Source organism: Chitinophaga sp. sic0106, assembly GCF_019219075.1.
Taxonomy (GTDB): domain Bacteria; phylum Bacteroidota; class Bacteroidia; order Chitinophagales; family Chitinophagaceae; genus Chitinophaga.
On sequence record NZ_JAHUWJ010000021.1, the window covers coordinates 99,978 to 123,499 of the forward strand.

General features: G+C 45.2%; 16 protein-coding genes and 2 tRNA genes. 5 read left to right on the forward strand and 13 right to left on the reverse strand.

The features are described 5' to 3' along the window. Positions 1-21: 21 nt before the first annotated feature. The 3 genes from KW844_RS24365 to KW844_RS24375 form a co-directional block, all read right to left on the reverse strand. The gene (locus KW844_RS24365) at positions 22-2,391 is read right to left on the reverse strand and encodes an ABC transporter permease (RefSeq protein WP_218379405.1); all 2,370 of its coding nucleotides are present in this window, start codon (positions 2,389-2,391) and stop codon (positions 22-24) included. Positions 2,392-2,541: 150 nt separating this feature from the next. After that, a complete protein-coding gene (fabF, locus tag KW844_RS24370) occupies positions 2,542-3,786 on the reverse strand; it encodes a beta-ketoacyl-ACP synthase II (RefSeq protein WP_218379406.1) in 1,245 nt (414 codons plus the stop codon). A gap of 10 nt (positions 3,787-3,796) precedes the next feature. After that, a complete protein-coding gene (locus tag KW844_RS24375) occupies positions 3,797-4,351 on the reverse strand; it encodes a TetR/AcrR family transcriptional regulator (RefSeq protein ID WP_218379407.1) in 555 nt (184 codons plus the stop codon). A gap of 150 nt (positions 4,352-4,501) precedes the next feature. Between KW844_RS24375 and KW844_RS24380 the strand changes: the two genes are divergently transcribed. Both KW844_RS24380 and KW844_RS24385 read left to right on the forward strand, forming a co-directional pair. Next, positions 4,502-4,585, forward strand: a tRNA-Leu gene (locus tag KW844_RS24380). Between the two features lie 296 nt (positions 4,586-4,881). Then, positions 4,882-5,901 carry a YhcG family protein gene (locus KW844_RS24385; RefSeq protein WP_218379408.1) on the forward strand — a complete coding sequence of 340 codons (1,020 nt, stop codon included), beginning with the start codon at positions 4,882-4,884 and terminating at the stop codon, positions 5,899-5,901. 251 nt (positions 5,902-6,152) lie between these two features. Here the strand turns inward: KW844_RS24385 and KW844_RS24390 are convergent, their stop codons facing one another. Together KW844_RS24390 and KW844_RS24395 are read right to left on the reverse strand one after the other, a co-directional pair. Beyond that, the gene (locus KW844_RS24390) at positions 6,153-7,655 is read right to left on the reverse strand and encodes a Fic family protein (protein WP_218379409.1); all 1,503 of its coding nucleotides are present in this window, start codon (positions 7,653-7,655) and stop codon (positions 6,153-6,155) included. Positions 7,656-7,774: 119 nt separating this feature from the next. After that, entirely contained in the window at positions 7,775-8,287 is a 513-nt protein-coding gene (locus KW844_RS24395; protein ID WP_218379410.1) for a hypothetical protein, read from the reverse strand. Positions 8,288-8,461: 174 nt separating this feature from the next. Between KW844_RS24395 and KW844_RS24400 the strand changes: the two genes are divergently transcribed. Further along, positions 8,462-9,301: a class I SAM-dependent methyltransferase gene (locus KW844_RS24400; protein WP_218379411.1), complete on the forward strand. Its 840-nt coding sequence runs from the start codon at positions 8,462-8,464 to the stop codon at positions 9,299-9,301. On the opposite strand, the gene KW844_RS24405 is transcribed toward KW844_RS24400, so the two are convergent. Next, positions 9,298-9,954, reverse strand: coding sequence for a J domain-containing protein (locus KW844_RS24405; RefSeq protein WP_218379412.1), 657 nt, complete (start codon positions 9,952-9,954; stop codon positions 9,298-9,300). The genes KW844_RS24400 and KW844_RS24405 overlap by 4 nt on opposite strands. Before the next feature lie 140 nt (positions 9,955-10,094). Between KW844_RS24405 and KW844_RS24410 the strand changes: the two genes are divergently transcribed. Then, positions 10,095-10,178, forward strand: a tRNA-Leu gene (locus tag KW844_RS24410). A 212-nt stretch (positions 10,179-10,390) separates the two neighbouring features. Here the strand turns inward: KW844_RS24410 and KW844_RS24415 are convergent. The 7 genes from KW844_RS24415 to KW844_RS24445 form a co-directional block, all read right to left on the reverse strand. After that, positions 10,391-11,740: a TlpA disulfide reductase family protein gene (locus KW844_RS24415; RefSeq protein ID WP_218379413.1), complete on the reverse strand. Its 1,350-nt coding sequence runs from the start codon at positions 11,738-11,740 to the stop codon at positions 10,391-10,393. A gap of 23 nt (positions 11,741-11,763) precedes the next feature. Beyond that, positions 11,764-13,236 carry a PKD-like family lipoprotein gene (locus tag KW844_RS24420; protein ID WP_218379414.1) on the reverse strand — a complete coding sequence of 491 codons (1,473 nt, stop codon included), beginning with the start codon at positions 13,234-13,236 and terminating at the stop codon, positions 11,764-11,766. Between the two features lie 19 nt (positions 13,237-13,255). Continuing rightward, positions 13,256-14,023 (reverse strand): DUF4843 domain-containing protein, encoded by a 768-nt coding sequence (locus KW844_RS24425; RefSeq protein ID WP_218379415.1) that lies wholly within the window; start codon positions 14,021-14,023, stop codon positions 13,256-13,258. Positions 14,024-14,034: 11 nt separating this feature from the next. Continuing rightward, positions 14,035-15,471 (reverse strand): RagB/SusD family nutrient uptake outer membrane protein, encoded by a 1,437-nt coding sequence (locus tag KW844_RS24430; protein WP_218379416.1) that lies wholly within the window; start codon positions 15,469-15,471, stop codon positions 14,035-14,037. Positions 15,472-15,490: 19 nt separating this feature from the next. Next, positions 15,491-18,883, reverse strand: a complete 3,393-nt coding sequence (locus KW844_RS24435; RefSeq protein ID WP_218379417.1) for a SusC/RagA family TonB-linked outer membrane protein — start codon at positions 18,881-18,883, stop codon at positions 15,491-15,493. 142 nt (positions 18,884-19,025) lie between these two features. Then, on the reverse strand, positions 19,026-20,186 hold the full coding sequence (locus tag KW844_RS24440) for a FecR family protein (RefSeq protein ID WP_218379418.1): 1,161 nt from the start codon (positions 20,184-20,186) through the stop codon (positions 19,026-19,028). Between the two features lie 43 nt (positions 20,187-20,229). Then, entirely contained in the window at positions 20,230-20,820 is a 591-nt protein-coding gene (locus tag KW844_RS24445; RefSeq protein ID WP_218379419.1) for an RNA polymerase sigma factor, read from the reverse strand. Between the two features lie 410 nt (positions 20,821-21,230). On the opposite strand from KW844_RS24445, the gene KW844_RS24450 reads away from it, so the two are divergent. After that, on the forward strand, positions 21,231-23,354 hold the full coding sequence (locus KW844_RS24450; RefSeq protein ID WP_218379420.1) for a CBM35 domain-containing protein: 2,124 nt from the start codon (positions 21,231-21,233) through the stop codon (positions 23,352-23,354). The last annotated feature ends 168 nt before the right edge of the window (positions 23,355-23,522 follow it).

Here is a 23,522-nt window from a genome sequence, read left to right on the forward strand (position 1 = left end):
CCCTTCTTGTTTCTAATAGGATTATTCCGTTTTCAAACTTTTCGCGGGATTCACCATTGCTGCCTTAATAGATTGGGTACTAACGGTAGCGACAGCGATTATCAGTGCTAAAATGGCCGTTGCCGGGAATATCCACCAGTTGATATTAATCCGGTATTCATAATGTTCCAGCCAATTGTGCATGAAGTACCAGGATACCGGGCTTGCCAGGAGGCAGGCCAATAGAACGAGCCACATAAACTCCGTAGATAGCAACAGCCAGAGTTGCGAGGTAGTGGCCCCCAACACCTTCCTGATACCGATTTCGCGGGTACGGCGCTGAGCCATAAACATGGCCAGTCCAAATAGGCCCAGGCAGGAAATGAAGATGGCAAATATGCCGAAAATGCCTGCCAGTCGTGCTGCCTGGTTTTCCATATCGAATTTCGCTGCGAAGTCCCGATCCGTAAATGTATAATCGAAATTCAGGGTCGGATTATATTTTTCGAAGATGGGCGCAACGGCTGCCAGTGCGGCTTTCATGTCTACCCCAGGTTTTGGTCGCAGAAAAATATTGTTGAAAGCATCTTTGGTAAAGATCATCACTAATGGAGCTACCGGCTTAAACGGTTCAGTCAACAGCACATTTTCTATTACCCCGATTACGTGCAGCTGCTTTGTTCCCAGGCGTATTATTTTGCCGATAGGATCTTTGAAGCCCATTACTTTCAGTGCCGACTCATTGATAATGATACCGGTGGAATCGGTGGGATATTGCTGGGAAAAACCGCGGCCCTGCCTGAATTTCAGGCCTACTGTTTTGTCCATTTCCCATTCTGTGAGGATCACATTGAGGGAAACATCCAGGTCTGCTGATTTACCTTCCCAGGTGAAGTCGGACCAGCTGTTATACAAGGCGGTCATGGGTTGCGATGCGCGTGCAACCGACTCAAAATATCCTGAAGCCATCACCTCATTGCGTAATGGTTGATAGTTTTTATTGAGATCATCGCTGGCTCTTACAGAGATCAGATTTTCCGGATTATAGCCTATGCTCCTGCCTTGTCCAAATTTTATCTGCTGATATACGATTACAGTGCAAATAATGAGGCCGGAGGAAATTACAAACTGTGATACTACCAGTATTTTCCGGAAGAAGCCGGAGTTTCCTCCACTGGTTATTTTGCCTTTTAGCACTTCCAGCGGCTTAAATGCGGACAGATAAAATGCAGGATATGAGCCGGCGAGGAGTCCGGTTCCGAGGCATATGGCCAACATGATGCCCAGCAGGCTCAGATTAAGGGAGTTGAAATGGATATGCTCTAAGCCGAGGAGGCGCACGTAGGGTAGCAGCAGCAAACACAGGACCAGTGACACCACAAATGCAATCATAGCGGTGAGCATAGATTCGCTTAGAAACTGCAGGATGAGTTGACGGCGGGTGGAGCCGGCCGCTTTGCGCACGCCTACTTCGCGGGCACGTTTTGCTGAACGGGCAGTGGTGAGATTCATGAAGTTCATACAAGCCACAAGCAGCACAAATATGCCGATGATGCTAAACAGTCTCACCAATATGATACGACCGCCGTCAATTTTCCAATTCTGGAAATTATTGAACAGGTGCCAGTCTGCCGCTGACTGCAGGGTTACCATTCTGTTTTTCAGTTTGGGATCTTTTTCCGTTATCAGCCGGGTGATTTTTTTCTCCAGTGATACCAGTGATGCATTTTCCTTTACCTGTACCACATTCGACATGAAGTTATTTCCCCAGTCGTTTCGACTGTTTTTTACGAAATCATTTGTTTGCATGATGAATTCGTAGCTGCCTAGGAAATCAAAAATATAGGTAGAGTTTTCCGGTATGTCTTTCATGACACCGGTGATAAGCATATCGTATTTATTGCTTACGCGCACTGTTTTCCCGATGGGGTCTTCTTTGCCGAAGAGTGACTGTGCCATGGAGCTGGAGATGACGATACTGTTGGGATCTTTAAGAACGGTATTAACATCTCCTTTTATGAGCGGGAAGGAAAACATGAGGAGGAAGTCGGGATCTACATACAAGCTTTTCTTGACCAGTTTTTTATCACCGGAGATCACGCTTTCGTCCTGCACCCAGGAGAGGCGGGAGTTGTAGGCTACTTCCGGGTAGTTGCTTTTAAGCTCATAATAGAGCGGCAATGGTGTAACGGCCTGAGACGATTTCACGTGGTTGAATTCCACGTGTTGGATGACCATACCTATTTTATCTTTATTTACGTGGAATGCGTCGAAACTTTTTTCATACAGGATCCACATATAGATAAGCAATGCGAAGGTCATTCCTGTTGCCAGGCCGAAAATATTGATAAAGGACAGTAGTTTATACTGTTTGATATGTCGCCATGCTACTTTGAGATAATTCTTGAGCATATAGAAAGATGGTTAGGGTAATCGATGACAGCACCCACGGACCAAGAAAAATACCAGATTAGCAATATGCTGTGGCTCAGCATATTGCGTGGTATGTATGCAAAAATGAATGTTCACAAACAGCACAATGGGTGTCCGGTTCCGGACACCTTATTCTATTCCTTTAAAGATAACGATTCCGTTGTGGCCACCGAAGCCGAAGGTATTGCTCATCGCCACTTTCACATCTTTTTCGATGGCGTGATTCAGCTGTATCTGTAGTCCTGCGGGGATTTCAGGGTCCAGGCTGGTGGTATTGATGGTAGGCAATACCACGCCGTTGTGGATGCTGAGGATGCTGGCGATGGCTTCAATAGCGCCGGCAGCGCCGAGGAGGTGACCAGTCATGGATTTGGTGGAGCTGATATGCAGGTGTTTTGGTTTATCACCAAATACTTTTGCGATGGCTCTGATTTCGCTGAGGTCGCCCACGGGGGTGCTGGTAGCGTGTGCATTGAGGTAGTCGACGTCGGAAGGTTTGAGTCCGGCATCTTTGAGTGCGAACTGCATGGCTTTCATGGCGCCGAGGCCTTCCGGGTGGGTGGCGGTCATGTGGTAGGCGTCGGCGGTCATGGCGGCGCCTACTACTTCTGCGTATATGTTGGCATCTCTGGCGATGGCGTGTTCATATTCTTCGAGTACGAGTGCGCCGGCGCCTTCGCCCATCACGAATCCGTCGCGGTGTACGTCGAATGGCCGTGAACCGGTGGCGGGGTCATCGTTGCGGGTGGACATGGCTTTCATGGCGCAGAAGCCGCCAACGGAGGCGGGGGTGATGGGCGCTTCGGAGCCGCCGGTAATGATTACTTTGGCTTTGCCCAGGCGAATGTAGTTGAGTGCATCCATGATGGCGGTGTTGGAGGTAGCGCAGGCGGACACGGTGGTGTAGTTGATACCCATCAGGCCATACTTGATGGAGATCATACCGGAAGCCATGTTGGTGATGAGTCGCGGTACAAAGTATGGACTAAAGCGGGGGTTGAAGTCGCCCTGTACGTATTCCGTTACCTGTTCTTCAAACGTCTGCATACCTCCCTGTCCGGAGCCCCAGATAACGCCTGTATCGAAGGGGTCGAGGGTGGAGAAGTCGATGCCGGCGTCCTGGATAGCTTCAGCGGCGGCGGATAAGGCGTATTGGGTGAAGGGGTCTGTTTTACGGAGTTCGGCCTTATCGAGCGCCATGGAGGGGTCATAATTTTTGAGTTCGCAGGCGAAGCGGGTGCGAAACCTGGACGCATCAAATTTAGTGATGGTGGCTGCGCCGCTGGCGCCAGCGGTGAGGTTATTCCAGAAGTCGGCGGTGTTGTTACCAAGCGGGGTGATGGCGCCGAGGCCGGTTACTACTACTCGTTTCATAATAGAGGTTTTAGATCAGGATATCGTCCAGTAATTGGCGGGTGATCCTGGAAAAAATGGTGTTTCCCAATACTCTGGACATCAGCAGGGATGCCTGGAGGTTGGTGATGATAAGCAGTGCTCTGTCGTTGGCGCTGCCTTTGAACTTAAAGCGTTTATGTTTTCTGCCGGCTTCGAGGCAATCGGAGAGCCATTGGAGGATGGCGTTGGCCATTTCCTGTACTTTCTGTTGCATATCGGGTGCCAGGGTATTATAATCGGGAGACAGGGAGCCCATGAGGCATATATTTCCGTGTTGGTTTTGTTTGCGAAACACGTCGATAAAGTGTTTGAGCTGTTCTTCTTCCGGTAGTTTATGCCATTTATGTGTTTGTTGGGTGAAGCGGTATAGTTCTTCATTTATGACGCCAATTCCGAGGTCGGCTTTGCCTGGGAAGTGGTAGTGTACGGCGGCATTTTTCATTTCGAGTGGCTGTGCTATATCCTTGTAGGAGAAGGCGTTGAATCCTTTTACGCGGATGAGCTTATCGGCCAGTGAGATGATTTTCTCTCTCGTTTCGGACATGATAATCTAATTATTAAAATGCAAATCTACTTACTTACTGGTAAGTAAGCAAAAATTATATTTCGTATAACCGTAATCGTTATTTGAAAAAAAATTTTGCAGATTAAAATCAATTCCTATCTTTGCAGCCCTGTAACACAAATCAGTGATGCCCAGATGGCGAAATTGGTAGACGCACTGTGTTCAGGTCGCAGCGCCCGCAAGGGTGTGCTGGTTCGAATCCAGTTCTGGGCACGAAAGTGGACAAATCGAAACTCATCTCGGTTTGTCCATTTTTATTTTCGATATAACTCACGTCCAGCGTATATATTACCTTAACAGCTTCGTTAAGTCCGGCAGTTTGATAATTGATCCTGTCAAAAATGAGTTTTATGTGAAAAATAGAACAACACTTCCTTTTACAATCGAATTAATCTCCGATATTAACTTCCGATTAACGCTTATCATCTTTTCTTTATTTAATTTTCAGATTATTCATCTAATGAGATATGGTACTTCCAAATATTGGAATGCTAATAAGCTATAGCATAATGGCAAAAGGAAAAAGCACAATATCAATCGAACAATCTTTATTCAATGAGCTTTCGCTGCTTATTGAGCAAAGCCAGCGGCAAGTATTTTCATATGCTAACAGCACGCTTACTGTCCTTTTCTGGAAAATTGGTCATCGCATTAACGATGAAGTCTTAAAAAATAAGCGGGCGGAGTATGCAAAACAAATTGTGTCGACACTGTCGACACAATTAAAAAGGCAATACGGGAAAAACTTCGAGATAAGGAATTTAAGGAGAATGATGCAGTTTGCCGAGCAATTCAAAAACCTGGAGACGATCTTACCACTGTCCCAACAATTGAGTTGGTCACACTTCGTGGAGTTATTGCCAGTGAAGCAGCCGGAGGCAAAATGGTTTTATGCTCAAGTAGCGGCAGATCAGGCATTGGGGATCAGGGACTTACGGAAACAAATTTCAACTAAAACATTTGAACGGATAGGTATTGCGAATATACAGAATACCAGTAACCATCCAGCTATTAATAACAATTTCAAAGACCCATATTTCTTAGACTTTCTGGGGTTGCAAAACAGCTATCTTGAAAAAGATCTCGAAGAAGCTATACTTCGTGAATTGGAGGCTTTCATACTGGAACTGGGTAAGGGATTTGCCTTTATAGCGCGTCAAAAAAGGATGATTATTGATGGCGAAGACTTTCATTTAGATCTTTTATTCTACCATCGAAATCTAAAACGCCTGGTAGCAGTTGAGTTGAAACTGGGAAAATTTGAAGCCCAACACAAAGGTCAAATGGAATTGTATTTAAAGTGGCTGGATAAATACGAAAAGCAAGAAGGAGAACTCTCTCCTATAGGCTTAATTCTATGTGCTGAAAGTAGACGGGAGCAAGTAGAGTTGCTGGAAATGCACAAGGATGGGATTATGGTGGCGGAATATTGGACTGAACTGCCTCCTAAAAAAGAGCTGGAGAAGAAAATACATCATCTCTTCATGGAGGCTAAGGAAAGGATTGAACGTAAGAAAGTGCTGGAATGATAGCGCAATCAATTATACTTCAAATGCGACAGTATGAAGAAGTTGATCGTTTTGGTTTTACCCAAATATAGCTGGCATCCAAGCCCCAACCTATCAAGAACACACTCTTTTCATCAGCAGATAAAATTAGCAGATCGTTTTAAGGCTAGTGAAAAAAGATGAAATAGTTTCTCCCTTAGCATGCAGACAGTGCTTTAATTGATGTAAACATGATCAATAATAATACTGCAAAACTGTAAAGGCTTTAGCATTTATAACTTATCCAATTCAAATATCCTGCGATATTCAGTCTCCATTTTTCCGATTTCTCCGTCTGTTAATTTTGAGAATTGTTCTCTTCTTCGTTTGGGAAACACTCCTTTATTTTGATGTAAAAACAGCACCATCAAATTTATATGGCGGTCTGGCATATCAACAATATCCTGAAGCGCACGTTTCACTTCATCGTACCGTTCTATAAATAATAATTCTTCCGGCATATCTTCTTTCAGCGTCGCATGAATTGTTTCCGTAAGATAAATACACTGTTCTGTTAAATCCGGGAAACGGTAGAAAGCCTCAACTTCTTCCTTATTCAGCACCTCCAATTCTCCATCCCTATTTTTTGCATATTTGATCACCTGCATTATAGGTTTTGAATAACGCTCAAGCCCAGCATCATAATCACGCATATTACTCAACATATGAGCTGATACTGGTATGATAAGCCCTTTAGGAACTACCTTATCATGTACTAATATATCATGAATCAAAAATCGATGTATTCTTCCGTTACCGTCCTCGAAAGGATGAATAAATACAAAGCCAAATGAAATGATGGCAGCTCTCACCTCGGCAGGTACCTTGCTTGTTTTATTGGCAACATTTACCAGCCCTTTCATCATGGACCGGACAAAAACAGGAGGTGGACAGATGTAATGGATCATATCCATATAATCTGGTAAGGTTTGACCAATGTAATTTTGAAAATCCCGATAACCTTGAGCCCAAAATCTGTTATCAACAATTGCATTTTGCAAATGGGTCAATCTTTTTTCATCAAGCAATAATTCAGATTCTTCGGCACCTGCCTGTGTAAGTAAGGCAACGAATTTTTCCATTCTATCAGGAGTTGGTTGCTCCTTTTCAATTTCATAAGATGATCTTGTCTCTTTATTATATAGATAATTGATGGCTCTATTAAAAACTGCCGGAGAAAAATCAGTCTTTAACTGCTCCAACCTTGCACGAATGTCGTCCTTTAATAATTCCTTTAGCTTATTCGTTTTTCTTACGATCGGGCAATATAAATCCGTACCAAGCAAATTATCATTTACACGCCAACGTGTGTTCTTTATAACAGTACCCGTGACATACTTTTCATTTTCTAATAAGTCAACATAATTTCCACCAATGGAGCTTTTTATCGCCAATTTGTTGCCTGTCAGCATCTCAAAAAAGAAACCAATTTTTCTGGAATATTTACCGGCCGGAGAAGATGCAATAAAGCGCTCAATATCTTGAATTGGAATATAATCAAAGATCTTTCTCAAAAATGCCAGGCTTAAATCATCATATTTTAGGGAGAACTCCAAATGAGACAAAGGCGTATCCTCCACAGGAGAATACTTTCGACTATACACCTGATCAATATTGCCTTTATTACTGATTTCAATTGAATCATTGTTTCCAATGTAAGAACAGTGTGTGAGCGACACACCCGTTATATTAAATTTATTTTTCAACCATAAGCTACCAACGGGTATTGAAGTCATAACATTCCTTTACAGTAAATTTAATAAAAAGTACTGTAAAACTGATATTTTTGGCATTTTTTACGGTAAAACGAATACAAATCAGGAAAAACGATACAAACCACCTAATTTCCCCGCTATCAGATCTTTTCAATAACAGTAATCCTTATCCCCATGAAGCAGTCGTCCATACAACCTTTTAGCACATATCCACAGGTGGATACCATCCCATTGTTTTTGGCTTCAAAAGAAATAGTAGCATCCGCCCTTTTCACCAACCATTCCTGTTCCGCCTGCCGATAGATTTCATCCAATGTTACTGCTGCGAACCCACTTGTGTGGGAATTAACAGCCGCCTCATCTTCTTCCCATTGTTCGTAGGTTACTACTGTTGACGGTATATTAGCATCAGGACCTTTCGCTATATAAGTGCGGTGAACAATTTTTCCGGATTGAACCGTCACCGTTGTTTCTGAATTCAATCCTATCCATGAGCTGGTAGCTACAGTATAACGGTAAGAATTACTACTTGCTTTCTTAAAATCCATCCAGGCATTATAACTATTCTGAAAGTCGCTTTTATGTTCAATTTTATCTTTTTTGCAGGCTGCAAACAACAGGGTGATCAGTAATAGGTAAATAACATTTTTCATACTAGTGGCTTTGCCGTTAAACGCGGGGAAATTCTTATTGTTACAGTTTGATCTTATCGAGGTAATAAAATTTCCACCCCATACAAATTAGTTGATATTACGATTCTTCACTCCCCCACCCACCGCTATTTAACTTCCGTTACGCCGCTTTACCTTGTTGCACAACCCGAATGTATGCAAAGCAACCAATATCAAGTTCCCGCTACCTCCACCCTGATCATGCAGTATGCCGGAGAGGTTTATAATTCACCCCTGGAGCAGCAATACCTATCCCGGCTCAATTACAGCCAGGTGGGAGCGCTCGGGGAAGTACTGGAAAACGTTTATCCCCTGTTTAAAGAAGTGATACTGCTTCGCAAACGAAGTGTGCGCTCATTTCTGCGCAAACGTTTAATAGAGCGCCAGGATGAACAGGTTTGTATTTTGGGCGCCGGGCTCGACCCGCTGGCGATTCATCTTCTCTCTCATTATGATAACCAGATCAGGAAAATATTTGAGGTAGACAGCAGTCATACGGCCATTAAACAAGAGCTGTATACATCTCTGGGACTGAACACCAGTAAAATAGCATTTGTAAACCACGACCTGGCCACCGCGGGAACCTTGACTCCTGCGCTGGAGCTGGCCGGGTTTGATCCCCATCTCCCTACCACCATCATATTTGAAGGCGTACTACATTATATCACGAATGAAGAATTTGTAAGGTTGATGAAATTGTTTTCCACTCCCGACAAGCGAAACAAAATGATCATGGATTACACGCTGGATCCGCAGTCGGTCCCATTTGCCAACCGCCCTGTGCATCAGCAGCTGCTGGAAATATTTGAAACATTTATTCAGGGGAGATTTAACCGTAACAACCGGGGCGAGCTGCTGCAACTAACCATTGAATTTGGCGCGGTCAACCAGACCTTCAGAAGTATGCAGGCGATACAGGCTGTGGAAACCGGTCGCAGTAAAGACTTTCACGACACCGGAGATGGTTTGATAGAAATGGTTTTCATGTCGCTTTAACGGATATTTTGCCTGGCAGTACGGATACAACCTACCACCCTACCCTCCTGAAAAAATACCGTATAATCTTTGTACACCCACATTTCGAGTCCTCGCTGTCCGTAGATTTTCGTTTCGGGAATACCCATCGCATTCACCACTTCTTCCTTGCCCCCATCGGGCATAAATCCCAGCTCACTGGTATTTACATCCGATTGAATAATAATTCCGGAAGGGTTAGTGGCTTTGAGTCTTTCCAGCTGATTATCATCTTTGCCGAAAATCACGCCGAGAACAATGATCAGCAGAATGCCACCTGCAACGCCCAGCTTTAAATACAGGTCCCTTTTTACCTGTTTCGGCGATGGTGGCGGCGTTACAGGAGCAGCAGGCTGCGGGCGGGTATAAGTCCGGCTACCTGTATTGGTGTTACTGCTGGTAGTGTTATTATTTCGGAAGATGTTAGCGCGAAGGATATCGTCATAGTTCCGTTTCCGCACCGGGTCTTTCAGTTGCTCATACGCATGTTGAACGATCTTAAACTTTTCTTCTGCGGCCCTGTTGCCCTGGTTCAGATCGGGATGGTACTGTTTGGAGAGTCGGCGGTGCGCGGTTTTCACCTCTTCCATAGAGGCGAAATTATGCAGTTCCAGCAGTATATAGTAATTGATCATATCGGGCTTCGTAGGCGTGTAACCGTTTTGGTTATAGGTGTTAAGTTAAGAATTTCATGGCAAAACAGGTTTTCAGAAAATAAATTTTGCAGATTAAAATCAATTCCTATCTTTGCAGCCCTGTAACACAAATCAGTGATGCCCAGATGGCGAAATTGGTAGACGCACTGTGTTCAGGTCGCAGCGCTCGCAAGGGTGTGCTGGTTCGAATCCAGTTCTGGGCACTAGAAAGGTTGTAAGTATTTGACTTACAACCTTTCTTATTTTTTGATCGATTCGGTTTTTGCCACATTGCCTCTTCCACTACCATTAACACAACAAATTCGCATGTAGGTAGGTGCATAGGATCAATACGTTTTAGCACCATAATGCCACATAGTATAATTCTGACACACCGGTCGGTGTGTCAGAATTATACTATCAAAGCAGTCACTTGTTACTTCCTGAGTTCCTCTTCCAGCAGCAATTTTAACTCTGACGTGCTTGGCCTTGGCGCATTGGTGTTTACAATTTCTCCTTTCTTATTGAATACCATAAATCTTGGTATTCCTTTTATTTCATAAAACTTGGTAATATCCGTCCAGCCGGAGGCAAATAACTGTACGCCTTTCAGATCCTGGTTTACGATGAAATCTTTCCACTTCTGATGGTCTTTTTCAACATCCACGGAAACACTCATAAACACTACATCTTTCTCATGCATTTCCTCTTCCAGCTTTTTCAGGTAAGGCAATTCGGCTTTGCAAGGACCACACCACGTAGCCCATACATCTACCAGTACTACCTTTCCCTTAAAATCACTCAGAGCTGTTTGCTTCCCGTTCTGGTCAGGATATCGGAAATCAATGGCAGGTGTTCCGGGTTTGATCACGAGTTTGGCAATCCTCGCAATTTCATCTTTGTAACGAGCCTGCTGGTCATCAGTAAGGATATATTTACCATCCTGCTCATCCAGCTCTTTGTAACCGGGGTAGGATCTTAGCCGCTTGGCATATACGAGCACAATTTCACCCTTAAGTGTGTCATTTTTGATGTGTTCCAGGCTGGTGGCTATATCCGGGCGCATATTACCGGCTAGGCGGAACTCCAGCCTGGTAAGCATTTCCAATAAGCTTGCTCCATATGGAAATCGAATCAGATCAGTATTGGCTGTATAGTCAGCCACATGCAGCTGCCTGTAAAAATCAGTTAGTTGCGCTGTTTCAGGATGGGCCGTGCGGGGTGTTGAGAGGAAAAGACTGGCATAAAAGGTAAGATCTATCCTACGGTAAGCATTGAAAAATGAATCGAACTGCTTATTACCTGTTTTCTTTGCCTCGAAGCGTTGCGCCTCCGCAGCCTTTGATTCCAGGTTAGGGAAAAAGTCGACATAGGTACTCTTTGCCACATTAAAGTATGCCCCCTTCCATTCAATGGGCCGTATGAAGTTGTGCCAGCGCTCCATTTCCCTGTTTTCCGGGCTGGCTTTTTCTAACACATAACTACTGTCATTGATTGCAATAGACAATTCATCCTGTGGCTTCAGGTAAAAGTTATATTTATCTGTATAACCGGGTTTACTGTTACCAATGACATAAATCGCTGCGGCTGCCGGTTCGAAATAGAACCCGAAACGCTGATCCGGGCCAAGTTTGCAGGAGGACACCTCCTCCAGCCGACCATGATTGATGCGATACAAGCTAATGCTGGTTGCGTTCTTCCGTTGCCAGGTTCCTTTAATGATCACACCTGCCTGCAGGCAACTGATCACCAATAATAATGTTGCTGTTAATAATATTTTTCTCATGATAGTATATGTATTTGAGATTTTTAGATCCTTTCCCGATACGACAGACTGACCACTTTCCCGAGCCCCTCAAATGACAGGAACGGCGTCAGGTCGCCAGTTACTGGCAGTACTGTAAGCATGTCCATGCTTCCACACACCGCGGATGGTAAACCGGGGTCATAGGAGCAAATGAGTAGTTTGGGCGCCCACACTTTGTATGTATTTGTTTTTGAAGCCGATGCTTCATAAAAAAAAGTATGAAACTTCAATACAGTAATCGGTTGCCCTTTATCGAGTACCAGGTGACTGATTTTCGTGGAGAGATTATACTGATAAACTTTACTGCCTACATTGTAGTACATAAAACCAAGGTCAGGACTAAATGCGAAGTTCTCTGCCTGCATTATATCAGTGGCGGTGATCTCTGCATAATAATTTTGTACCCCAGCCATTGTAAAACGGCCGATATATCGTTTTCCGGAAGGTTTGTCTTCCAATACTGCACAGATAACACCTCCGGTATACCTGTTGTAGTTCATATACAGGAGATCTTTACCAGTGGTAAAATTAAACATTGTGCCCGTTGGCAGCTGTGTGCAATAGCTCTGCTGGATATTTGATTTTACAAAGCGCTTATGATCCTCGTCGTACAATATCGCATTTATGCTGGTAGCAGCAATAAAAGGTGAGGTACGGAAAGTATTTACCTCCCCCTGGTAAATATTCAGGGGCAAACCGTAATAAATATTAGCAGCACGAAAATAGTTGTAAATGTTCCCATTTTCATATAGCCATGCCCAGTTTCCGCCACTGGAGATATTTTGCGGAGCAAAGTTTGCAGGGAGTTTGGACAAGAATTCATAGGAAATATTGTAAGTAGCATTATAGTCGAATGATTCGGGGTCTATCCGGTTAGTGCCGGTTTCCGTCATCAGGTAAATGCCGTAAACAGTTGGTTGATATGGATAACAGTAGATATTTATTGGTTTGCCCTGTTCCGGTAGTTTTGATTCCACTGTATTCAGAACATTGGGCAGGTAACGGAAATCATTTTGGGAATAAGATAGCATATCCAGCCTGCTTTTACCATTATTATCGCAAAGCAACAGATAGCCTTCGGAAATAATCGTTTGCGCGGTGATTCGAAATTTCTGTTGGGCCTGGATACCAGTACTCTTGCTTGTTACGCGATAATATACATCATAGATGCCGGATGGTAAGCCAAATTTGATATCCAGGTTCCTGGATACACCCAGGCTTACTTGCTGGAAACGGCTGGCGGAAGAAATACCCCACCACTCGTATTCGTACGCACTATCAGTTCCAGCCGGGTCCTTGGAAAAAGACAATTGCGGATGAATATGCAAACTGTCTCCGATAAATACGGTGTAGGCACTATCAATATTGTTAATGCTGGTTTCATTAATCTGCTGGTAATCGTAGTTCCCCTTGTCTTTATAACAACTGCACAATATCCAGGAAGTAAAAATAAAAAGGAAAAAATTATGTTTCATGTTGCATGGATTAAAGTGGTTATTGTACGGAAGTTCCCATTGCCATTGGCGTACCATCGTCTTCTAATACCGGGGAGCCATTTGCGGCAAGTTCTCGCAGGTAACGCTGTATAAAGATGCCATAGTATTGCTTTTGTTGAATGGACATCGTATTATCTGTGAATACATCCGGGGCTAATTCCAATACTTCGCAGATGAAATTGAACTTCTTCCTGGTAAAATTTCCAAAATAAGCTGCACTCCAGGCCACAGGTTGTATTAAAATATCGCTGATGGATATACGATATTTATTGTAGTTGATACGCGCGCCGGAGAGACTGTTGGTAATGGTATATTGTATATTGGTTCCAAAGTTTTCATTTGCCTGTAATTCCAGTTCCAGTTCTACAGGAACACTGGAGAGATCAGGGCTGCGCAGTAGTCGAATCGGGAAACTATCCGAAGCTTTTCCTGCGTGCAGGATAATGTTTTGAGGGAGCGCTTCAAAATGCGTACCCTCGATTGCTGTGGACGTGATACTGGCTCTTATATTGATTTTTCTGTCCACATTAGCAACAGGTCCTGTGGCCTTGAATCCGACATTAATTACAGAGTCGTTCACAGTCTCCGGTGCATATGCAAAGGTAAACATAGCGCTATCAACCCCAGGTCCGGCAGCAACGGCTCCTTTAAAATTGTAGAAATAAACATCGGCCTTGCTGTTGAAAGTTTTCAGTCCTTCTTTTGTACAGGAGGCCGTAAGCACTGTCAGTGCCAGAGCATATAAAAGGTTTGTGAATATTTTCATCTTTATATTTTTTATCTCATGGAAGTTTCTGATAACGGTAACGGCACTACGTAAGTAGCCTTGTTCATACTGATGACGCCGGTAGGGGCGCTGCCTCTTGGAATACTTGGCAGGTTCCTGCGCTTATAGAAAAAGAACAGTTGTCCTTCTCCATAAAACTCCTTGACATACTCCTTCTGAATTTCTGTAGCAATGTTTGCGGTGGCAGGAAGGTCGGTAATGCCACGGTTATACCGGACTGTATTTAACGCGGTCAGCGCTCTTACCGGATCTGTTTCGCATTCCGCTATAATGTAATACAACTCTGTTTTGCGGATCAGCGGCTGAAGGAATCTGTATAAACTGTCTTTGCTTTGTATATCAGCATATTTAAAAAACGTCCGGTAGTTTTTCCCACCATCGGATGGCAGTATCCATACATAAACGTATCGGTAATCATTTTCATTATTTTCGAAATTATCGGAGAGCCTGGTAGCATATGGAGCCAGGATAGAAGCATCCGTAACAGTGCCTGCGAAAAATTTCAACTGGTTGTTGTACATCTGGCTACATTCTGCTCCAAATATTATTTCCGGGGAAAATATGCGGTCGGGGTTGGCCTGATCGCTGGTAATACGTTTATAATTTAGCCATGGTAACCAGGTTTCTCCTTCGGAGATCACCTGGTTAGCGGCAGTAAGGGCTGCTGCTTTACTGCCCCGATAGAGCTGTACCCTGGCTTGCAGACTTTTTACAGCATAAAAGTTCATCCTTCTGTTTCTTATCCTGTAAAAATCAGTACCATCATTGAGCAGGTTATTCATCATGCCGGCGGTGCGCACAGGATCTCCTGCCAGTAAGGATTCAGCCTTGTTTAGGTCCGTAAGGATACTATCCATGACCTGGTTGGCAGGCAGGATAGACTGTAGGTCAGCAGTGGGTAGTGAACGGAATGGAATGGAAGGTGCGGTTGAATCGCTGGTATTATAGATCGGCCCGAAGAGTCGCAGCAAATCAAAATGTAAACAAGCACGTAGTCCGAGCATTTCACCTTTAAGAATGTCGGCTTTGCCAGCCGGGATTACCTGCCTGGAATTTTCCAGTTTGTTCAGAAACTTGTTAATGTTTAGGATGCTGGCATAAGCATTGGTCCAGATTGCATCAAAGCCCCCTTGAACAGTTGCGTCATTATAGGCATATGCGTTATATTGTGAAAATGTACTACCGGATGCAGCAATGTTGTAACGCTGGGCCAAAACTTCTACTGTGGTAGTGGATAAGTTAGCTCCATACAGGTTATTGTCTGCAATGCTGAGATATACGCCGTTGACAGCCAGATTAATGGTTGTTTCTGAGTTAAAAACCTGGTCCTCCAGGTACTTATCTTCCGGTTTTACATCCAGGTAGCTGCTACAACTTCCCAGCTGAATACAGCCCGCTAAAAGTAAAATTGAAATGTATTTTTTCATATAACAAATGGGCGGTTTATTAAAATGATGCGTTTAAACTAAAGGATACAGTATTTGTAAAAGGATACTCGATTCCTCTTTCAGCTCTGACACTACTGATACGGAAGATATCATTCATGTATACGCTGGCCCGTAAGGAGCTGAGGGATATATGCCGTATCCAGGTGTCTGATAGCCATTGCCAGCCCATATTGATGGATTCGCCGGCAAGGGTGTTATCTTTCTGTACAAAGCGGGATGACATCGGAGTGGAAGTATTTAGTGAAATGGCCTTAAACTGGGAAATGTCACCGGTTTTTTGCCAGCGGTCATATAATGCACGCTTGTCCTGGTTATTTCTTAGCTGAGATACACTAATGTTTTCTACTTTATTAAACAGAGCGCTGTTGAATAAATCCCCGCCCCAGCGGTACCTGAAAAATAATCCCAGGGTGAAGGACTTCAAGGTGAGCTGGCTATTTGCCACCCCTTCCATCATCGGACGCGCATTACCTACCCGGCGTATATCTGCCGGATTATAGGTGAATGTTGTTTGACCATCGGCACGCAGAAACAATTCATTACCCGTTGCAGGATCAATACCCAGTGAAGGAACCGCCCATATATCATCCGGACTGAAACCATCTTTATAGCGAATCATAGAATTACTTTCTTCCTGTGCTTTATTGAGTCCTTCCAGCTGCTTGCCCAGCCCGCCGTATTCGGCATGCACACGGCTCCCGCTGGCGCCCAGCGTCCAGATAATCCGGTCTTTTAAATTATATATCGGCGAGTACCTCAGGTTAAATTCAAAACCTTTTACCAGCAAACTGCCGAGGTTAAAAGGATAATTAGGAATACCGGTAGAAGTTGCTACCGCCACTCCTATTACCAATGGATCTGTTTTTTTCTGATAGTAATTGATAGTGGCACTTACCCGGTTATCGAGCATAACTATGTCTGAGCCAACGCTGGTTTGTAATGTATTTTGCCATTCCAGAAAAGGATTGCCGAGATTGGTCAGATTGAGTCCTTGTCCAAAAATATTCTGCGTCGATTCATATTGATATACGGAGGTAGATAATACTGAACCCAGGTTTTGGTTTCCTGTCAGACCAATATTTCCGCGCAATTTCAGCTGGTTTATCCAACGTACCGGCGCAAGGAACTGCTCGCGGTGCAGGTTCCAGCCAGCACCAAGCGACCAGAAACCGGAATATTTATTGGAGGCGCCAAAAGCTGTGGAGCCATCCAGGCGATAAGTGGCGTCCACCAAATAACGCTGGTCGTAACTATAGTTGATGCTTCCCAGTAAGTTGGTACGGCGGTAGGTGCTGTTTGCAGCTCCCGGCTTGCCATAAGGAGCATAGCTTCTGGCAAAGGCAGGGTTACCATTGGTGCCAGGAGGAAAACCAACAGCTTCAAATCTTTCAAAGCTATTTTTTGTTTCCTGGATTTCCGTACGTACGTTCGCGTTTAACTGGTGGTATTGGGCCAGGACCTTCGCATAGGTAAGCATCAGGTTTCCCTGATAACCACTATTAGTCAGGCTTCCGTGGGAATAGCTGCCTTTCTGATCATAGGGTATATCATCAAAAGCAGTATTTTCGGGAGCCCTGAATACCACGGTGTCATTTTTTGCTTTGCTGATTTGGAATCCTCCCTGTAACTGTAAAGTGGGCGAAATTTTATAAATCAGCTGAACGCTGTTTTGTAAGGTTAAGTTACTTGTATGATTTTTTTGTGGTAAGGCTGCATTATACAGCGGGTTAAAAATGGTATAATCCATTTCCTTAACATAGGCTGTAGTTTGTTCCAGGTATTTGGGAATGCTTCCATCCTCATTGTATTTGCGATAGTAAGGGTTCGCATTGGCAAAATTGGCGAAAGAGCCATATGGCGAATCATCCGCTGAAAAACCTGAGAGATATAATCTGTTAGAGATATTTAGCTTCCCCTTTCGATATGTGAGATCCATGTTAGTCCCCCACATATCTCGCCCGGAGCCCTTCATAGCACCATCGATTTTGCGGTAACTTACTCCGGCGCCCAACATCAGTTCATTGCTACCACCAGTAAGCTGCAAGGAGTGAGCGTTGGTAACCCCCGTTTGAACTGGTTCATTTAGCCAATACGTATTAACGCCGCGCTGAACTTCAGCGAGCTTCGTGTTATACTGTTGGTCCAGAAATTTCTGGTATACCTGATCTACCGAACCGGAGTTGGGATTATAATAGCGATAGCGACCAGCGAGTTTTTCAAATTCCAGTTTTTCTGCTGCATTCATCAGGTTGTAGCTATGCAAGTCCGGCATTTCTACCCGGAAGTCACCGGTATAGGATACCTGTAGCTTCCCGGGTACAGGTCTTTTGGTTTCCACAACTACCACACCATTGGCTGCTTTGGCACCATATAAGGCAGTAGAGGCGGCATCTTTAAGGAGAGTAATAGCAGAGATACGGTTTATATCCAGGTCATTAACTACCCGCATGGTAGTTTCAAAACCATCGAGTATAAACAGTGGCTGGTTGGGATCGGCTCCAAACTGGTCCTGAAGGTTATTGAGGGAAAGACTGCTTTTGCCTCGCAATTCAATATTCGGGAGGGTGTTGGGATTGGCTCCCTGTAGATTATTTTCCAGTACTATGAATGAAGGATCTAAAGATTTCAAACTTTGGATAACATTCTGGTTTCCTACAGCACGTAGCTGATCCCCTGTAACTGTATTGACAGCGCCTGTAAAGCTTTCTTTCTTCCTGGTGAAAATACCGGTAGAAATTACTACTTCTTTCATTTGTTCTGTTCTGTCTTCTAATTTTATGGAGATATTATCGCCATTTTGAACTTTGACCTGGTAGTTGTTAAAGCCAACATGGCTGCAAACCAGCACAATTTCGCCCGCCGGTACTGCAATGCTAAAGGTTCCGTCCTGGTTGGTTGTAACCCCGCCAGGCATTCCCTTTATACTCACACTCACGCCAGCTACGGGTTTACCTTGCTGATCGGTTATTCTTCCGGTAACCGGCTCTCCCGTACTCCGTTGCCTATTTGGGGAAAGGGATATGGCAACATTATTCCGTTGTACAACAATCGTACGATCCGCAATTGCATAAGAGAGCGGCTGGTTGGCAAAACATTGCTTCAGTACATCTTCCAGTGATGCATTTTCTGCATTTATCACCACGTCGGTGGCTGCCTCCAACATCTTTGAGCTATAAACGAAATCATAGCCTGTTTGCTTTCTAATCTCCATAAAGACTTGTCTGAGCGGCATTAACCTGGTGTGTAGCGTCACCTTTTGTGCGAAGGTGGAAGCGCTGACCTGCATAACTGCGGCCAGCAACAATACACTCATCAACTTCATAATACGGTAGATTTTGGTAGGGCATAGTACTCCCTTGCCGGAAGATGCCGGATTTGGTCTAAAAACCATAAATTTGATCCTGGTTTTGGTTAAGTAATAACCCGCTTCACAGGCGGATACAGTCTAACTGGATTGATCTTGCTTAGTCACAGCCGCGACGGGGATGGTACGAACATCCCCGTTTTTGATGTTGACCTGTTATTATTCCATATTATTTTTTACCTTTTCTGATATAAATTAAACGTCCGCTGGTCCGGAAACTGACTTCACCTGTCAACTCCAGTAACGTCAATACAGACTGAACATGTTCCTTCCGGGAAATGATGCTGCCAAAGCGGATGTTGCGCACATCATCCTCATAAATAGTTTCAATATCATACCATCTTTCCAGCTGATGCATGATTTCTTCCAGCCTGGTGTCTTCAAAATTGAACTGACCTTCTTTCCAGGCGATTACCTTATCTATGTCCACAGCTGATTCAAGGCTGATCGCCGACGACTGACTGATCCTTGCCTGCTGACCTGGAAGCAGTATCGCCTGTTGATTGGTTGATATGGCTTTTATCCGTACTTTTCCCTCCAGCAGCGTTGTACTGATCTCATTTTCGTTATCGTAAGCCTGGACATTGAAGTGAGTGCCCAAAACTTCAACAGCGGCCTGATTGGCCACATTTACCACAAACGGATGACCTGGCGACCCGGCCACTTCAAAGTAGGCTTCCCCTGATAATTCTACCAGACGCTGACCGTGACCAAATTTTGTAGGATACCTGATACTGCTGGCTGCGTTTAACCATACCAGTGACCCATCCGGTAACATTAGTTTAAACTGACGCCCTCTGGGAGTATACATAGTATTATAGGTGATGGTGGCAGATGCATCGCCCGCTCCGTACAACAGCTGACCGTTCTGCAGTTGTACCTGGGTACCACTTTGATTGGCTACTACACCATTCGCGACAGTATCCAGCAATACCTTTGTTCCATCACCCAATACCAGGATTGCACCTGACTTTCCAGGCTGTATCGAAGCCACGCCGGAAGGATAAGCCTTGGGTTGATTAAAGAAGGTATACTTAACAAGCGCACTGCAAACCATCAGGAACACAACAGCAGCAGCCCATGTCCAGTGAAATACCCGACGTACCGGCTGGGATGGCGGAACCGCAGCTATAATACTTTTATGCAATACAGTCAGCTGCTCAGCAGTAAGTACTGGCGTTTCCGTTACCTGCTCTGCCATCCGGCGGATAATCTCCCGCGCCTCAGCCTCGTGGGCTGGCAACGACAGTTGAGCTAAGAATGCCCGCTCTTCCTCGGAAGAAAGCTTGTTGACTTCAAAAGCCGCATATAATTCTTGTAGTGATGGCATACAATTAATAAAGACGAATGGTGAAGAGTGTTTGGGGGAGGGCTTATAAAATTATTTTCAGCAGTACTGCCAATAATAGTATAGAAGTGCCGGCGTCAAGCTGACTCAGGCAATATGCACGAACGGTGCGCATCGCTGCTTCCAGGTGGGTCTTCACGGTTTCAGGGGAAACCTTCATAATTATGGCAGTTTCCTGTCTGCTAAATCCCTGTAGCTTGATATAGGTAAAGGCCGTTCGTTGTTTAGGACTAAGCCGGGTCACAGCCTGCCCCAATAATTCATTCAGCCGGTTTTCTTCCTCAGGGGGCATTTGCAGGTGCAACTGTTCCCGCCATTCTTCCTGATGTTGTGTATGAAGTTTTTGGTTGCGCAGGTGATCGTAAACCTTATTTGTGGTAATAGTAATCAGCCATGCCCTGAAGTTACTGATGGCTGGAAGTTGTTCCCTGTTGATCCATATCTTAAGAAATATTTCCTGCACAATATCCTCCGCTAACCAGTGCTCACCAAGAAGGCGCCGCGCTGTATTGTACGGAATAGCATGGTACTGTTCCATCAGTGCTCCAAATGCATTGGTTTCACCCGCAGCAACCTGCAACAATAGTTGATGACTACTATCTGTAATTTTTCGCATCTATACGACCAGCTTTTGTTTTTGGCTGACAGCGGACATAACTAACACGGTGAAGAATTCACTGTTGACAATTTCTAAATGGTAAATTATTATGCAATCGATAGCATTAGCTGGGTCAAAGGTATTTCTTTCCTGAAGAATTTCAAAGCATGCACCTCTTTTCGATTGTGCCCCCACATTTACCGTAAGAGATGTTGCATATTCCCTCCCATGGTTGAAAAAAGCATTATCTGACAGCTAAATAACGATAATCTCCATTTTGCCCCCTCCTCCATTATTATAAATTGTTATACCCATCAGATCGGATCACCGCCAGCAGACGAAGCAATACCTGACCTGTTATACAAAGAAGCAATACCCAACTCTACTCATCCGGCCGTAAAGCTTTCTTTTTAAACCAAACACACGATATGAAAACACATTTCCACCCTCATCCACGACCCGGGTTGAAAACCCTCCTATGTTCTCTTGGACTACTAGCACTCTTACTGTCAAGCGCCCCTGTTATCAGCCAGCAGCTGGCCTTCCCCACCGCACAAGGCTTTGGGAGCCATGCCAGTGGCGGCCGCGGAGGCCAGGTGTATTTTGTTACCAACCTGAATGACTCCGGCGCCGGTAGTTTCCGCGAAGCATTCAATGCTTTTCCCGGCGAGCCGCTCACGATCATCTTCAGGGTTGGCGGCATCATTAACCTGGCTTCAGAGCTGAGAATACGCCGCTCCGACATCACCATTGCCGGCCAAACAGCCCCTGGTGGCGGCATCTGTCTCAAAGGACATTCGTTTGTAATGAACGGCGCCAGAGCAGCGTCACAAGGCGGCAATCACGGCAATGTGATTATCCGCTACATCCGCTCCCGGCCCGGCGGCACGCTGTCCACCGGCATCTATGGCTTTGATATGGAAAACTGTCACGATGTAATCATCGACCACTGTTCCTTTAGCTGGGCCAATGAAGAATGTGCAGCCATGTATGACTTCAAAAATGCCACCGTGCAATGGTGCATCGTTAGTGAAGGCCTGTACAACGCCGGCCATGCCAAAGGCGTACGTGGCTACGGCGGCGTATGGGGCGGCCAGAACGCCTCCTATCACCACAATCTGATCAGCAACCAGCAAAGTCGTGCCATCCGCTTTGGCGGCGCCCGCGCACATGATACAGTGGCACTTGTAGATTATCGCAATAATGTGATCTACAACTCCGGCAGCAGCGGCGCTGCCTATGGCGGAGAAGTAGAGATCCCTGGTGGTGTGTCACGCATTAACATGGTCAACAACTATTATAAACCCGGACCCGCCAACTCCAACCTTCATTTCATAAACGTTTCCTACAATGCGCTTGGCGTCGGCAAGTTCTACATCGCAGGTAACTACATGAATGGGAGCACCAGCGAAACGAACGACAACTGGACCGGAGTTAGCCTCTCCAGCGTACCGGCAGCAGAGCAACCCAACGCTAAGTCCACCACTGCATTCAGTTTGTCCGGCGCCGATATCACCACCCAATCTGCCGCCAGCGCCTACACGGATGTACTGCTGAAAGCCGGCGCCAATGTGCCTATCAGAGACGCGGTAGACACACGCCTGGTCAATGAAACCACCAACGGCACTTCCACGGCTATTGGCGCTACCACCGGCAAAGGCGGTATCATTGATTCTCCCACTGAAGTAGGTGGCTGGCCTACCTACGCTGCCGGCACCGCACCTGCGGATACCGACAACGACGGCATGCCCAACACATGGGAATCCGCTAACGGCACCAATCCAAATGTGGCGGATAATAATGGTGACCTTGACGGTGACGGCTACACGAACCTGGAGGAATATCTGAATTTTCTGACAGGTGAAAATCCAGGTGGTAGCGGAGCCGGACTCACCATCCAGGAAAATACCAACGGCTTCTGTAGTGTGGACGGAGCCGTGGAAAGTGCTACCAATAACTTTACCGGTACAGGATATGCCAACGTCAACAGCGGTATAGGCGTGGGAGTTACATGGCGGATTAATGTACCCACCGCAGGAAACTATACGCTTACCTGGCGCTATGCCAACGCAGGTGGACTGAACCGCCCGGGCAGACTCCTGGTAAACGGAACTCAGGTAATCGCCAATATAGATTTTCCGTATACTACCGACTGGCACACCTGGACTACGGTATCGGTTACACGTAGTTTTACCGCCGGTCAGCAAACCATACGCCTGGAAAGTCTGGCGTCCAATGGTCTGGGAAATATCGATTACCTGCAGATAAGTGGCAGCCCTACCGGCGTGAGCTGCGCCGGTGTTACCAGCCTTGCAACTGCTACGGCAAAAGAAGAAGCTGCCGTAGCTTATCCCAACCCCAGCACCCATACTTTCAATATCCGCACTACAGGGAAATTTAATTATGTGATTACTGATATCCACGGTATCGAAGTAGAAAGAGGAAGCGGTGAAAACAATAAAACCGTTGGAGCGGCTTTACAACCAGGCACCTATTTATTGCGGATCGCTAAGCAGGGAAAGGCTGAAACTATTAAACTGATCAGGCAATAACTGCTGCATAACAGGTTATAGTGAACCAACAGCCAGTGAGGAATCGAGTAGGAAGTGAGGGATTATTTCCCTCACTGTCCCCTCACACCACCGTACGTACCGGTCTGGTATACGGCGGTTTGTTAGAATAATTTAATCTGGCATTCTGTTTTCAGATAATAGCGTTCG

Coding starts and splice junctions, on each gene's coding strand:
- KW844_RS24385 (WP_218379408.1), top strand. CDS start 4,882: ATGGCAAAAGGAAAAAGCACAATATCAATCGAACAATCTTTATTCAAT.
- KW844_RS24390 (WP_218379409.1), bottom strand. CDS start 7,655: ATGACTTCAATACCCGTTGGTAGCTTATGGTTGAAAAATAAATTTAAT.
- KW844_RS24395 (WP_218379410.1), bottom strand. CDS start 8,287: ATGAAAAATGTTATTTACCTATTACTGATCACCCTGTTGTTTGCAGCC.
- KW844_RS24400 (WP_218379411.1), top strand. CDS start 8,462: ATGCAAAGCAACCAATATCAAGTTCCCGCTACCTCCACCCTGATCATG.
- fabF (WP_218379406.1), bottom strand. CDS start 3,786: ATGAAACGAGTAGTAGTAACCGGCCTCGGCGCCATCACCCCGCTTGGT.
- KW844_RS24430 (WP_218379416.1), bottom strand. CDS start 15,471: ATGAAAAAATACATTTCAATTTTACTTTTAGCGGGCTGTATTCAGCTG.
- KW844_RS24365 (WP_218379405.1), bottom strand. CDS start 2,391: ATGCTCAAGAATTATCTCAAAGTAGCATGGCGACATATCAAACAGTAT.
- KW844_RS24415 (WP_218379413.1), bottom strand. CDS start 11,740: ATGAGAAAAATATTATTAACAGCAACATTATTATTGGTGATCAGTTGC.
- KW844_RS24445 (WP_218379419.1), bottom strand. CDS start 20,820: ATGCGAAAAATTACAGATAGTAGTCATCAACTATTGTTGCAGGTTGCT.
- KW844_RS24440 (WP_218379418.1), bottom strand. CDS start 20,186: ATGCCATCACTACAAGAATTATATGCGGCTTTTGAAGTCAACAAGCTT.
- KW844_RS24420 (WP_218379414.1), bottom strand. CDS start 13,236: ATGAAACATAATTTTTTCCTTTTTATTTTTACTTCCTGGATATTGTGC.
- KW844_RS24405 (WP_218379412.1), bottom strand. CDS start 9,954: ATGATCAATTACTATATACTGCTGGAACTGCATAATTTCGCCTCTATG.
- KW844_RS24435 (WP_218379417.1), bottom strand. CDS start 18,883: ATGGTTTTTAGACCAAATCCGGCATCTTCCGGCAAGGGAGTACTATGC.
- KW844_RS24450 (WP_218379420.1), top strand. CDS start 21,231: ATGAAAACACATTTCCACCCTCATCCACGACCCGGGTTGAAAACCCTC.
- KW844_RS24425 (WP_218379415.1), bottom strand. CDS start 14,023: ATGAAAATATTCACAAACCTTTTATATGCTCTGGCACTGACAGTGCTT.
- KW844_RS24375 (WP_218379407.1), bottom strand. CDS start 4,351: ATGTCCGAAACGAGAGAGAAAATCATCTCACTGGCCGATAAGCTCATC.